Origin of the sequence: Corynebacterium hansenii, assembly GCF_030408795.1 — a bacterium.
GTDB lineage: Bacteria > Actinomycetota > Actinomycetes > Mycobacteriales > Mycobacteriaceae > Corynebacterium > Corynebacterium hansenii.
Map to the genome: position 1 here is coordinate 1,123,719 of NZ_CP047211.1, position 12,915 is coordinate 1,136,633.

Genomic DNA, 12,915 nt, shown 5'->3' on the forward strand with positions numbered 1-12,915 from the left:
CAATCGAAACGCCGCGACCAGCACGGCTCCCATCAGAAGGGCACCGTGGGGTCCGGCCCCAACGGCCGCGGCGCCTGAGGCGCCGAGTCCAGGTCATCGTCGCCCAGGCCCGGCCACCCATCATCGGTCGCATCGACCACCGCCTGCGCATCCGCCGCGATCACCGGGTCCGGTGAATTCAACGGCCCGGCAACGAACTCCGCCATGTCACGCTCATACTTCGCGGTTTGTCGGGCGTGTTCCCGCAAGGCCGCATCAACCTCGGCTTGGTCCATCGCCTCCCGCGCTTGGGTTTCGGCCCGCATGCGCTTGTCGTTGTTGGCGCGGATGGTCTTCGCCAGCCTGGTGGCCCGCTGATCGAAGGTCTGTCGTTTGATGTGGGCGATCGGGCCATGCGGCACCGTCGTCGCCTGGGTTTCGCCGGTGTGGTCGCTCCACGTCACCGACGCGTCGTCGTGCATCACCGCATGCCAGTGGCGGGAGGTCTTGAGGTTGTGGTGGTGCTGGCACAGGCACTGCAGGTTCCACGTCGCCGTCGCACCCAGGCCATTGGCCGCGTTGCCGGCGACGAACCCATCGGCACGCTCATGGTCGTGGCTGCAGCCGCCATGGTCGCCGTGACCGTGGCCTGCGGTGTTGAACAGCGGGTTATCCACCATCGCGGCGTGGTCGAGGTTGGGGTCGTAGTTGACGACATGATCGATCTGGCACTTATCCGCCGGCACCGAACACCCCGGAAACCTGCACCCACCATCCCGGCCCCGCACCCTGGCCTTCTGCGCCTCGGTGGGCACATACCCACCAGTGACCGAATCGGATGAGAGGCGTACTGAGCTCGCGCGTTCCAACCACTGCTTCGTGACGTACCTCGGCAACCACCCGGCACCGTCCAACCACAACCGAAGCTCCCCCTCATCGGTGACCGCACCATCGGCGTAGACGTTGAGGGTGACGTTCGCGCCACCATGGTCTCCCCGGCACAGGTGCATGAGCGCATCGGCGAGGGTGCAGGTCTCGCCGGCGTTGAGTTTGGTGTCGCGGATGGCGCGGACGGTGGCGTCGAACTCGGCCAGCCGGTCCTTGCGCAACACCACCTCCACGCACCCGTGATCACCGGGTGCGTCGTGGTCGGCGACGTACCCCTCCGAGGCCGGTTGTTCTTCTTCGTCGTCGGGTGGGGTGGAGATCGGTTCGATGTCCTCGACGATGCGGGCCAGGTGCCGGGCGAAGACCCTGATGCCGGGAAGCGCCTGGAAGTCCCGCCGGGGCGTGAGGTACTCCAGGAACCGGGTTTCTACTTCCGGGAGGTGGTCGTCGGTGACGGCGATGATGGCGGCGGCGATTTTCACCAGGTGCCCCATCGGCACCACACCGCCAGTACAGAAGTCGCGGATGCGGGGCATGCGGTGGAGCATCACCCCGACGTCGCAGTACTGCATCGCCCGCACCTTGCCCGCCCCGATGCGGGTGGCGATGGCCGCGGCGTGGGAATCGACGTCCGTGCCACCGTCGGGTGTGCAGGCAATCGCCATGTCCACCTCGGCGATGTTGCGGCCGCGCGCGAGGCAGGCCAACGCGTCGTCGGTGCGTTCGGTGACCCACATCTTGCGCGGCGAGGCCTCCGATTCGGTCGACTGATGCGGCGATGCCTCCTGCTGGCCGCCTGCCCCACCATCCCGATCGGCCTGATCGGGCTGGCCTACGGGGTCGGGCGTGTCCCGCCCAACGTTGTCGGGCGGGTAGGCGTGTTGGTTGCGGTGGTGGTCCGGACAGTTGTGCTCATCGTCGTTTGCTTCGGATGGAACATGGTCGAAAGCCATGTCGATTCCCCCACGGTGGCGAAAAGAAACTGGAACTGCAACGTCAACGGGAAACCCTCGAGTTCCCCCTGTGGAAGCCGGCCCATTATCCCCATCCCGCTTCACCACAGATGATACACGTGTTCGACCGCTATCGCTCGAACATTGCGTCACGTTTTCGCTTCTTTTCGCACCACGGGACACTTTCGCATCACGCGGGGTGGCGCGTGTGCGGCTCGCACGTATCACCGACCAATGCCTGGCTGGTGGGTGCTGCGGGTCATGTGGGTGTGCGTCGTCTGCGCGGGGTCGCGGGTGCTGCGGTCCATGTGGGTGTGCGTCGTGTGCGCGGGGCCGCGGGCGGTTGCTGGGGGGGTGTGAGTGTGCGTCGTCTGGGCGGGGCCGCGGGCGCTGCGGGTCGCGTGGGCGTGCGTCGTCTGCGCGGGGTCGCGGGCGCGGGTCACGCGAGGTTGCGGCTTTGGCGGGGATGGTTCCACGGCACGGCCACTCCGCGCCCCCGGCCCCTCAATCCCCGCGCCGGCCCGTCGCAAAGCAAACGGTCCGTGCCCCGCTAGTCGGGCGAGCCGCCCGCGGCGCCGCCGGAGGGGATGCGGAAGATGCGCTCGTCCGACTCGCCGCCGTCGCGCCCGTCGGCCTTGTTGACGGTCGCGCCCCACACCTCGGCGCCTCCCTCGGCGAGCACCGGCGCGAGCCAGCCGACGTGGCCGAACTCGCCCTCGAGCAACTTCTTCGGCGAACCCATCACCTTCCACGCCCCAAAGCGCCCCGCTTCGGGCGGGGCGATCGGCACGGACACGACGCGCTGCGCCCCCGGCACCGCCACGAACACGTCCGTGCCGGCGACCGCGCAGCCGCCGATCGAATCATCCAGATCCACTCCGCCCAGCGGCTCGATCCGGCCATACGACCACTGAGCGAGCATCGGGGTGCCGTCGAGGCGGACCGTCATCAGGGGAGGGGCGCCGTGGGGGCCGTGACACATCGAAATCACCTCGATGCCCGGGTCGCCGGCCAACAGCGTGTTCACCTGGGCGGAATCGTCGAGGAACAGGCCGATGTTGCCCACGTTCCGGTGCTCCGGCAGGTCGCGCAGGTCGGCGCGGCCGCCCGGCAGCAGCGTCAGCCTGGCGACGGAACCATCGGCGCGCAGCAGGAACATCTGCCCGTCCTCCGCGACAGTCGGCCCCGCCGTGATCTGCGCGACGCGCGACCCGGCGTCGGCGATCTCCCGCGGCTCGGCGCCGGCGACGATGAGGTGCAGGCGCCCATCCGCAGTCGCCGCGATCGCCCTGCCCTTCCCCGGCGACGCGATGGCCGTGATCTCCGGCATGCATGCGGCGAGGACGACGTCGTCGATGGCGCAGGGATCGGGATCGGACGTGCCGCGAGGTTCGCGCTTCGTGCCGGGGGCGGGCATCGCGTCCCCGATCTTGGCGTCCGGCATGCGGATCCCCGAGGGCTCGCCGCTGCGTTCCGCGAAGTGCCCCTGCAGCGCGGGGGAGTTTTCCATGCACGCGGACAGCGACAGCGAGACCGCGGCCGCCAGCGCGGCGGCCGCGACGCCGATCCCCATCCGATTCCGTCCCATGCACGCAACAATAGGAAAAACGCCGCCCGCCCGGCACGGCACCCGGCCCAACGGGTGTCCAGCGCTTACCCTGGGCATCGTGAGCGACAACACCAAGAACCCGAATCCCCGCAAGCTGGGCGACTACGAGGAGGGGCTTGACGACGACTTCGACGTCCCGACCTACCGTCGAATCGCCGACGACGACCCCAAAGTCGATGTCGCCCCCGAAACCCGCCCCAAGGCCGCCGACGACGCCAAGACGGAATCCATCGCGGTGCCCGTCTCCAAGCAAGACCCCGAGCCCGACGCCCGCACCGAGATCTTCGACGGCACCGGGGCCGGCCCGCTGGCCGGATCCGCCGACGGAGGGAGCGCGGCCGCCGCCGCGGCGACCTCCGGCACGCTTGACGACGATCCCGCCGAAACCCAGGTCATCCCGCGCCGCGACGTCTACGCCGCAGCCGGGCGCACCGCCCCGCAGAAGATCGAGCCGCTGGACCGGGCCGACGATTACCGCGAGGCCGACGCCGACTTCGCGGCCGACCACGATCAGCCCACCCAGGTCGCGCCGGCGCCCACGGGCTATGGCGACGCGGCACCGGAGCATCCCCGCGATGACGCGCTGCTCGACGACGCGACCACCCCGACAGCGGCCGCGGCGGCGGTCCCGGTGGCGGCGGGCGACCCCGATTTCCGCGACGACCAGGAGCGGGACCCCGACCTCGATCCGCGCCGCGGCACCCTCGACCTGGGCCTGCTGCTCCTGCGTCTCGGCGTCGGCGGCATGCTGCTGATGCTGGGCCTGGCCACGTTCTTCCAGTTCGGAGGGGCGCCGGGCATCGGCACGCTGGAGGCGCAGTTCGCGGACAACGGCTACAACTACGCCAACGTCATCGCGATCGCCATCCCGACGATCCAGGTCATCGCGGGCGGTCTGCTGGTCCTCGGCTTGGCGACGCCGCTGGGCGCCGCGCTCGCCCTGGCGATCTCGGCGTTCCTCACCATGTTCGAGGTCGCCATCGGCGACTCCGGATGGAACGTGCTGGCGGAGGGCGCGGAGCCCGTCCGCCTGCACCTGGCGCTGACCGCCACCGCTCTGGCGCTGCAGTTCACCGGCCCCGGCCGCTACGGCATCGACTTCAGCCGCGGTTGGGCGCGCCGCCCGCTGGCGAGCTCCTGGATCTTCTGCGCCCTGGCCATCGCCGCGGCCGTCGGCCTGTGGTACCTCACCGCCGGTCAGCTGCCCTTCGTGAACACCACGACGGGCGCGTCGATCTAGGTCGCCGCTGAGCCGCTGAGACCCTGAGCCGAAAAACAAGAAAGCCACCTCCCGGCGGAGGTGGCTTTCTTCGTGCGGGGGAGGCTAGTCGACGATGCGGACCGCGCCCTTGTCGGCGCTGGAGGCCATCTTCGCGTAGGCGCGCAGGGCCTTGGACACCTTGCGCGGGCGCTCCTTGTGCGGGGTGAAGGGCTTGTCGCGCTGCAGCTCCTCCTCGCGGCGGCGGGCCAGCTCGGCGTCGTCGACCTTGATCTCCAGGCGGCGCTCGGCGACGTCGATGTACACCGGGTCGCCGTCCCGGACCAGGGCGATGTCGCCGCCGGCGGCGGCCTCGGGAGAGATGTGGCCGATGGACAGGCCCGACGAGCCGCCGGAGAAGCGGCCGTCGGTGACCAGGGCGCACTTCTTGCCCAGGCCGGCGCCCTTGATGAAGGCGGTCGGGTGCAGCATCTCCTGCATGCCCGGGCCGCCGGCGGGGCCCTCGTACAGGACGAACAGGACCTCGCCCGGCTGGAGGGTGCGGGTGAGAATCACCGACACGGCCTCCTCCTGGCTCTCGACGACGCGGGCGGTGCCCTCGAAGTGGAACTGGTCCTCCGAGATGCCGGCGGTCTTCAGGATCGCGCCGTCGCGGGCGATGTTTCCGCGTAGGACGCACAGGCCGCCCTCGGCGGTGTAGGCGTGCTCCATGGAACGGATGCAGCCGTTTTCGGCGTCGACGTCCAGCGACTCCCAGCGGTTGTCGGTGGAGAAGGGCTCGGTGGTGCGCACGCCGCCCGGCGCCGCGTGGAACAGCTCGATGGCGGCGTCGGTGGCCTTGCCGCCGCGGATGTCCCAGTCGTCGAGCTGCTCCGCCAGCGACGGGGCGTGGACGGAGTTGGCGTCCATGTTCAGCAGGCCGCCGCGGCGCAGCTCGCCCATGATGGCGGGGATGCCGCCCGCGCGGTGGACGTGCTCCATGTAGTAGTCCGAGTTCGGTGCGACCTTGGACAGGCAGGGGACGCGGCGCGAGATCTCGTCGATGTCGGCGAGGTCGAAGTCGATCTCGCCCTCCTGCGCGGCGGCGAGGATGTGCAGCACGGTGTTCGTCGATCCGCCCATGGCCACGTCGAGGGTCATGGCGTTGACGAACGCGTCGCGGTTGGCGACGTTGCGCGGCAGCACCGACTCGTCTCCGTCGCGGTAGTAGCGGTTGGCCAGGTCGACGATGAGCTCGCCGGCGCGGGTGAACAGGTCGCGGCGGGCGACCTGGGTGGCCAGCGTGGAGCCGTTGCCCGGCAGGGACAGGCCCAGTGCCTCGGTGAGGCAGTTCATGGAGTTGGCGGTGAACATGCCGGAGCAGGAACCGCAGGTCGGGCAGGCGGAACGCTCGATGTCGAGCAGCTGATCGTCGTCGACCTTGTCGTTCGCGGAGGCGGAGATCGCCGAGATGAGGTCCGATCCGGGCTTCACGACGCCGTCGACCACCACGGAGAAGCCGGACTCCATCGGGCCGCCCGACACGAACACGACGGGGATGTTGAGGCGCAGCGCCGCGTTGAGCATGCCCGGGGTGATCTTGTCGCAGTTGGAGATGCACACCAGCGCGTCGGCGGTGTGCGCGTTGACCATGTACTCGACGGAGTCGGCGATGATCTCGCGGGACGGCAGCGAGTAGAGCATGCCGTCGTGGCCCATGGCGATGCCGTCGTCGACTGCGATGGTGTTGAACTCGCGGGGGACGCCGCCGGCGGCGGTGACCGCTTCCGCGACGATGTCGCCGACGTCCTTGAGGTGCACGTGGCCGGGCACGAACTGGGTGTAGGAGTTCGCGATGGCGATGATCGGCTTGCCGAAGTCGTTGTCCGTCATGCCGGTGGCGCGCCACAGCGAGCGGGCGCCCGCGGCGTTGCGGCCGGCGGTGGTGACCTTGGAACGAAGGGGGATCATGGCTGCCCCATTCCTCTCTGGTTGGCGGCGAGTTTCTTCGATGATAAACCCCGGGGAGGCCTCAAGTCTCACCGGGTGGACTTGAGTGTCCACTATGTGGACAGTCGTGGGGTCGATGCGGAGAACCCCGCACGGCGCGGGGCTCGTGCGGGGTTTCAGGCCTCGGCGTCTTCGGCCCTGGCCCGGGCTTCGGCCTCGTGCTTCGCGTACTCGGCGCGGGTCATCTTGACGGAGTTGCCGTCGCGGTCGAAGACCTCCACCTTTTCCTCGTCGGCCAGGCGACCCGGGGTCACGGGGTCGGGGATCCGGCCGCGGGTCGCCTCGCTGAGGGCCGGCAGCGAATTGAAGGAGATCGCCGGCAGGGCGAAGCGGACGTCATCGTCCTCCGAGTCCTCCGACGAACGGCCGACCGCGAAGGCGCGGCCCCGCTTGTCGAAGAGGATGCCGCGGAAGCGCTCCCACGGCAGCGAGCGGTGGCCGCCCACGAAATACACGGCGGTGATGCCGCGCGAGCTGACCGTCGTGCGGACCCGCATGATCCACAGCGCGTAGACCAGCGGGGCCAGCAGCAGCGGCGTCAGCCACAGCGAGAAGCCCATGGCCACGAAGGCCAGGAACACCAGGAACACCACGGCCATGAAGTGAGTCTTCTGGGGGCGGAAACGGGTGGTGGGCAGCTCGGCCGGCTGATCGTTGCTCATGGGGGCTCATTGTAGGGGGCCGGTCACCGGTTCGCGGCCGCGCCCCCGGTGCCGGCGTCCGCGGAGTCGGGGCGGGCGCCCTGGCCGGCGTTGCCGGTGCCGGTGCCCGTGCCGGAGTCGCCGGTTCCGGTGCCGGTGCCCGTGCCCGAGTCACCGGTGCCGGTCCCGGTCTCGTCCGAGCCCGTTCCGGTCCCGGTTCCGGTGCCGGTGTCGCCGGTGCCGGTGTCGCGCTCGCCGTCCTGCGGGCGCGGGGTTTCGGCCGGGGTGGCCGGGGTGGTCGTGGTCGCGCCGCCGTCGCGGGTGGGGGTTTCCGTGCCGGTGGTCTTCTTCCCGGCGCCGTCGTCGCCGGAGCCGCCGCCCTCGAAGCGGCTGGGCGCCAGCCAACCGGCGACGCCTTCCTCTCCCTCGCCGGGCTCGACGGTGGCGAGGTTGAGCATGCCCAGGACGATCAGCGCGACGATCATCACCACGGTCGACGGCCGCGCGCGGCCGCCCGCCGACAGCACCCGGCGGACCCGCTCGCGCTTGGACATCCGCTCCGAGCCGGAATCATCGGCGCCCACGGCGGTCGAGGACCCCGCCTCTTCGCCGGCGGCCGGCTCCACCTTGGTCTCCTCGTCGCGCCGGCGCTCATCCATCGCGGCGCCCGCGGACGGAAGGTCGCTGCGGCGGCGGTCGTCGTCGTCAAGCGAACCCGAGGATTCCTGCGCGGCCTTGGCCGCGTTCGCCTGCTCGACCTCGAGCGAGCCCTCGCCGCGGCGCGACGCCGCATCCGCCGGGCCCGCGCCGCGATCCGCGCCGAGCACGGTGTCGGGGGTGTCGGAGAAGGTCTTGGGGGCATCCGGCCGCGTGACGGGGGACTGGCCGAGCTGGGCCGGCAGCGCGCCGAGCTGCGCGGTGATCGCCTCGGCGGACTGCAGGGGATTGGACTCGGCGCGCTCGCCGTAGTCGTCCCACCAGGTGTCGATGATCTCCGCGCGCACGGCGCGCTCGATGAGCCACTGGTCGCCCGGCTCGCAATCCGCGATCAGGCGCATGGTGACCGTCCACGGCAGGCCCATCGTCGTCGGCGCCACGAGCTCCGTGGAGGACTGGATGCGGACCTCCGACAGCACGTGCTCGCGCACGCCGTCGGCCGCGATGGCGCGCCGGGCGGCCTCGAGGGTGCGTTCCTCCAGGTCGCGGATGGAGCCGCTGGCCGTCATGGGCACCGGGATCTCGATGACCGCGCGCGACCACCGCGAGGAGTAGTTCACGCACATGCGGGCCTGCGAATTCGGGACCACGACCTCCTCGCCGTTGAGCGTGCGGATCGTCGTCGCGCGCAGCGTCATGTTGACGACGTCGCCCTGCACCGTGCCCGAGGGGGAGTGGAACTCCACCCAGTCGCCGATGCCGTACTGCTTCTCGGCGATGATGAAGACGCCGCCGATCAGGTCGCCGATGACGCCCTGCGCACCGAAGCCGATCGCCGCCGAGACGACCGTCGCCGGGATGGCCGCGGCCGTCAGCGAGACCCCGAACTTGTTCAGCAGGGCGATGCCGATGACGAAGTAGGCGATCATCTCCACGATGTAGACCACCGCGCCGATCAGCGCGCGGCGCCCCTTGGTGGACTCCGCTCCATCGGCCATGTTCCAGGTGGCCACGGCGATGACGAAGCGGCGGATCCGGGGGACGAGGACGATCAGGATGAGCAGCGACGCGATTGCCAGACCGTTTGTCGCGATCCACGCCCACGAGCGCTGCAATAAATACAGAATGAAGTCCATGGGCGCCACGGTAGGTTCGGAGACTTAGAGGACGCTGAGGTGCGGGGGATAATACGGTGGAGTTCCGCCAGTTCCGGAGGGGTGGCGTCCAACTATGTGGGATTGACTGTCTACTATGTGGACGCTAGGCTCGGAGGAGACATGGGCCGACGGGGATTCCCGCCACGGGCGTTTCCCCGGTCCATCCAGCTCGGGCCCGCCCGTACCCGACTACAGGAGCGCACGGAATGAACGCCGCCCCACAGCACAGCCCCTCGCCCGCCACCGTGGCCGCACAGTCGCGCCGCACGACGACCGAGCGCATCACCGGCGCCAAGGCCATCGTCCGGTCCCTCGAGGAGCTCGGCGCGGACGTCGTATTCGGCATCCCGGGCGGCGCGATCCTGCCGCTGTACGACCCGCTGTTCGACTCCGAGAAGATCCGACACGTCCTGGTCCGCCACGAGCAGGGCGCCGGCCACGCCGCCACCGGCTACGCGCAGGTCTCCGGCAAGGTCGGCGTGTGCATCGCCACCTCCGGCCCCGGCGCGACCAACCTGGTCACCCCGCTGGCCGACGCCCAGATGGACTCCGTGCCCGTCGTGGCCATCACCGGCCAGGTCGGCATGCCGCTGCTGGGCTCCGACGCCTTCCAGGAAGCCGACATCCGCGGCGTGACCATGCCCGTGACCAAGCACAACTTCATGGTCACCGACGCCAACGACATCCCGAAGGCCATCGCCGAGGCGTTCCACCTGGCCTCCACCGGCCGCCCGGGCGCCGTCCTGGTCGACGTGCCCAAGGACCTGCAGAACACCGAGATCGACTTCACGTGGCCGCCGGAGGTGGACCTGCCCGGCTACCGCCCGGTGACCACCCCGCACTCGCGCCAGATCGAAGAGGCCGTGCGCATGATCTCCGCGGCCGAGCGCCCGGTGCTCTACGTCGGCGGCGGCGTGATCAAGGCCGACGCCTCGGCCGAGCTGATCGCCTTCGCCGAGATGACCGGCGTGCCGGTGGTCACCACCCTCATGGCCCGCGGCGCGTTCCCGGACGCCCACGAGCTGCACATGGGCATGCCCGGCATGCACGGCAAGGTCTCCGCCGTGGCCGCGCTGCAGAAGTCGGACCTGCTGATCACCATCGGCGCCCGCTTCGACGACCGCGTCACCGGTCAGCTGTCCACCTTCGCCCCGCAGGCGAAGGTCATCCACGCCGACATCGACCCGGCGGAGATCGGCAAGATCCGCGAGGCCCACGTGCCCATCGTCGGCGACGCCCGCGAGGTGCTTTCCGCGCTGGCCGACGCCTACCGCGCCCTCGGCCTGAAGGCCCCGTCCATCGTGCCGTGGCGCCGCGAGCTCGACGACCTGCGCGACGAGTTCCCGCTCGGCTGGGAAGAGCAGTCCGACGGCTCGCTGTCCCCGCAGTTCGTGCTGAAGACCCTGTCGGACGTCGTCGGCCCGGAGGCCATCTACTGCGCCGGCGTCGGCCAGCACCAGATGTGGGCCGCGCAGTTCATCCAGTACGAGAACCCGCGCACCTGGCTCAACTCCGGTGGCCTGGGCACCATGGGCTACGCCGTCCCGGCGGCGATGGGCGCCAAGGCGGCCGCGCCGGAGAAGGAAGTCTGGGCCATCGACGGCGACGGCTGCTTCCAGATGACCAACCAGGAGCTGACCACCTCCGCCATCGAGGGCTTCCCCATCAAGGTCGCCCTGATCAACAACGGTAACCTGGGCATGGTGCGCCAGTGGCAGACGCTCTTCTACGAGCAGCGCTACTCCAACACGAAGCTGCGCCCGGAGGACAACTCCTACGTGCCGGACTTCGTCCGCCTGTCCGAGGGGCTCGGTTGCGTGGCCATCCGCGTGACCAAGGAAGAGGAGGTCATCCCCGCCATCGAGAAGGCGCGGGAGATCAACGACCGCCCGGTGGTCATCGACTTCATCGTCGGCGAGGACGCCCAGGTGTGGCCGATGGTCGCCGCCGGCAAGTCCAACGACGAGATCGAGTCGGCCCGCGGCCTGCGCCCGCTTTTCGACGAGGACATGTCGGCGGGGGAGTCCCCGGCGGACATCCACGACACCATGGCGGACAATGCCGAGGACGCGGCGAAGTCGCCCGACGCCAACCACCCGACCATCCAGTCCCGGTAACCCGGCAACCAGACGAAGAGGAAAGTGAAGCTCATCATGGCCGAACTGCACACCCTGTCCGTGCTGACCCTCGACGAGCCGGGCATCCTGGTCCGCATCGCGGGCATGTTCACCCGCCGCGGGTTCAGCATCCAGTCCATCACCTCGGGCACCACCGAGGTCGAGGGAGTCAACCGCATCACCCTCGTGGTTGAAACGGAGAATCTGCCCATCGAGCAGATCACCAAGCAGCTGAACAAGCTGGTGCCGGTGCTCAAGGTGGTCCGCCAGCCGGACGACCAGCTGGTGTCCCGGGCGCTGCTGCTGGTCAAGGTCACGGCGGACAACAACAACCGTCCCCAGGTGGTCGACGCGGCGAAGCTCTTCCGCGCCCGCGTCGTCGACGTGGCGCAGGAGTCCGTGGTCATCGAGGCCACGGGCGAGCGCTCGAAGCTCCGCGCGCTGCTCGAGGTCCTCGAGCCGTTCGGCATCCGCGAGCTGGTGCAGTCTGGCACCGTCGCGGTGGCCCGCGGCCCGAAGCCGATGCTGGCGTCCCGGGCGCTGTAACCCCCGAAACAATCCCCTGGCTAGACTGTCCCCGAGCGAGAGCGGGCGGTCGACGCCGGACGCGAACGAAACCTGATTTGCACGAAAGGCAATCTCACTTCCATGGCTATTGAACTGCTGTACGACGACAACGCCGACCTGTCGATCATCCAGGGCCGCAAGGTCGCGGTGCTGGGCTACGGCTCCCAGGGCCACGCCCACTCCCAGAACCTGCGCGACTCCGGCGTCGAGGTCGTCATCGGCCTGCGCGAGGGCTCGAAGTCGGCGGAGAAGGCCAAGGAGGCCGGCTTCGAGGTCAAGTCGAACGCCGACGCCGCCGCGTGGGCGGACGTCATCATGGTCCTGGTGCCGGACACCACCCAGGCGAAGGTCTACGCCGAGGACATCGCGCCGAACCTGAAGGACGGCGACGCGCTGCTCTTCGGCCACGGCCTGAACATCCACTTCGACCTGATCAAGCCGGCCGAGAACGTCACCGTGGGCATGGTCGCCCCGAAGGGCCCGGGCCACCTGGTCCGCCGCCAGTTCGTCGACGGCAAGGGCGTGCCCTGCCTGATCGCCGTGGACCAGGACCCGAAGGGCGAGGGCAAGGACCTCTGCCTGTCCTACGCCGCGGCCATCGGCGGCGCCCGCGCGGGCGTCATCCCGACCACGTTCGAGGCGGAGACCGTCACGGACCTCTTCGGCGAGCAGGCCGTGCTGTGCGGCGGCACCGAGGAGCTGGTCAAGGTCGGTTTCGAGGTGCTGGTCGAGGCCGGCTACGAGCCGGAGATGGCGTACTTCGAGTGCCTGCACGAGCTGAAGCTCATCGTTGACCTGATGTTCGAGGGCGGCATCGCCAACATGAACTACTCGGTGTCCGACACCGCGGAGTTCGGCGGCTACCTCTCCGGCCCCCGCGTCATCGACGCCGACACCAAGAAGCGCATGAAGGACATCCTGGCCGACATCCAGGACGGCACCTTCACCAAGCGCCTGATCGCCAACGTCGAGAAGGGCAACAAGGAGCTGGAGGGCCTGCGCGCCGAGTACGCGAACCACCAGATCGAGGAGACCGGCTCGAAGCTGCGCGACCTCATGTCCTGGGTGAAGAACCCGCTGGACGCCACCGCGTAGGGTTTCCCCGCTTCACGACGCCGACCTCCCCCGCACCACGCCGT

Annotated in this window: 9 protein-coding genes; 4 read left to right on the top strand and 5 right to left on the bottom strand. The window is 69.7% G+C overall.

All coding sequences use genetic code 11. The features are described 5' to 3' along the window. Positions 1–32 precede the first annotated feature (32 nt). Together CHAN_RS04995 and CHAN_RS05000 are read right to left on the bottom strand one after the other, a co-directional pair. Complete coding sequence (locus tag CHAN_RS04995) at positions 33–1,820, bottom strand: HNH endonuclease signature motif containing protein (RefSeq protein WP_290292465.1); 1,788 nt, start codon at positions 1,818–1,820, stop codon at positions 33–35. Positions 1,821–2,370: 550 nt separating this feature from the next. Next, complete coding sequence (locus CHAN_RS05000; protein ID WP_290292468.1) at positions 2,371–3,408, bottom strand: glucose dehydrogenase; 1,038 nt, start codon at positions 3,406–3,408, stop codon at positions 2,371–2,373. 79 nt (positions 3,409–3,487) lie between these two features. Between CHAN_RS05000 and CHAN_RS05005 the strand changes: the two genes are divergently transcribed. Further along, positions 3,488–4,669: a DoxX family protein gene (locus CHAN_RS05005; RefSeq protein WP_290292470.1), complete on the top strand. Its 1,182-nt coding sequence runs from the start codon at positions 3,488–3,490 to the stop codon at positions 4,667–4,669. Between the two features lie 84 nt (positions 4,670–4,753). Here CHAN_RS05005 and ilvD read toward each other — a convergent pair whose 3' ends face one another. The 3 genes from ilvD to CHAN_RS05020 form a co-directional block, all read right to left on the bottom strand. Next, positions 4,754–6,598: a dihydroxy-acid dehydratase gene (ilvD, locus tag CHAN_RS05010; RefSeq protein ID WP_290292472.1), complete on the bottom strand. Its 1,845-nt coding sequence runs from the start codon at positions 6,596–6,598 to the stop codon at positions 4,754–4,756. Positions 6,599–6,753: 155 nt separating this feature from the next. Continuing rightward, on the bottom strand, positions 6,754–7,299 hold the full coding sequence (locus tag CHAN_RS05015) for a PH domain-containing protein (RefSeq protein WP_290292474.1): 546 nt from the start codon (positions 7,297–7,299) through the stop codon (positions 6,754–6,756). A 23-nt stretch (positions 7,300–7,322) separates the two neighbouring features. Then, complete coding sequence (locus CHAN_RS05020; RefSeq protein WP_290292476.1) at positions 7,323–9,071, bottom strand: mechanosensitive ion channel family protein; 1,749 nt, start codon at positions 9,069–9,071, stop codon at positions 7,323–7,325. A gap of 227 nt (positions 9,072–9,298) precedes the next feature. Here CHAN_RS05020 and CHAN_RS05025 point away from each other — a divergent pair, with 227 nt between their 5' ends. From CHAN_RS05025 to ilvC, 3 genes are all read left to right on the top strand, one after another. Beyond that, positions 9,299–11,209: an acetolactate synthase large subunit gene (locus tag CHAN_RS05025; protein WP_290292478.1), complete on the top strand. Its 1,911-nt coding sequence runs from the start codon at positions 9,299–9,301 to the stop codon at positions 11,207–11,209. A gap of 36 nt (positions 11,210–11,245) precedes the next feature. Continuing rightward, the gene (ilvN, locus tag CHAN_RS05030) at positions 11,246–11,755 is read left to right on the top strand and encodes an acetolactate synthase small subunit (RefSeq protein WP_048742451.1); all 510 of its coding nucleotides are present in this window, start codon (positions 11,246–11,248) and stop codon (positions 11,753–11,755) included. Positions 11,756–11,857: 102 nt separating this feature from the next. Then, positions 11,858–12,871 carry a ketol-acid reductoisomerase gene (gene ilvC, locus CHAN_RS05035; protein ID WP_290292480.1) on the top strand — a complete coding sequence of 338 codons (1,014 nt, stop codon included), beginning with the start codon at positions 11,858–11,860 and terminating at the stop codon, positions 12,869–12,871. Positions 12,872–12,915 lie beyond the last annotated feature (44 nt).

Coding starts and splice junctions, on each gene's coding strand:
- CHAN_RS04995 (WP_290292465.1), bottom strand. CDS start 1,820: ATGGCTTTCGACCATGTTCCATCCGAAGCAAACGACGATGAGCACAAC.
- CHAN_RS05000 (WP_290292468.1), bottom strand. CDS start 3,408: ATGGGACGGAATCGGATGGGGATCGGCGTCGCGGCCGCCGCGCTGGCG.
- ilvD (WP_290292472.1), bottom strand. CDS start 6,598: ATGATCCCCCTTCGTTCCAAGGTCACCACCGCCGGCCGCAACGCCGCG.
- CHAN_RS05015 (WP_290292474.1), bottom strand. CDS start 7,299: ATGAGCAACGATCAGCCGGCCGAGCTGCCCACCACCCGTTTCCGCCCC.
- CHAN_RS05020 (WP_290292476.1), bottom strand. CDS start 9,071: ATGGACTTCATTCTGTATTTATTGCAGCGCTCGTGGGCGTGGATCGCG.
- CHAN_RS05025 (WP_290292478.1), top strand. CDS start 9,299: ATGAACGCCGCCCCACAGCACAGCCCCTCGCCCGCCACCGTGGCCGCA.
- ilvN (WP_048742451.1), top strand. CDS start 11,246: ATGGCCGAACTGCACACCCTGTCCGTGCTGACCCTCGACGAGCCGGGC.
- ilvC (WP_290292480.1), top strand. CDS start 11,858: ATGGCTATTGAACTGCTGTACGACGACAACGCCGACCTGTCGATCATC.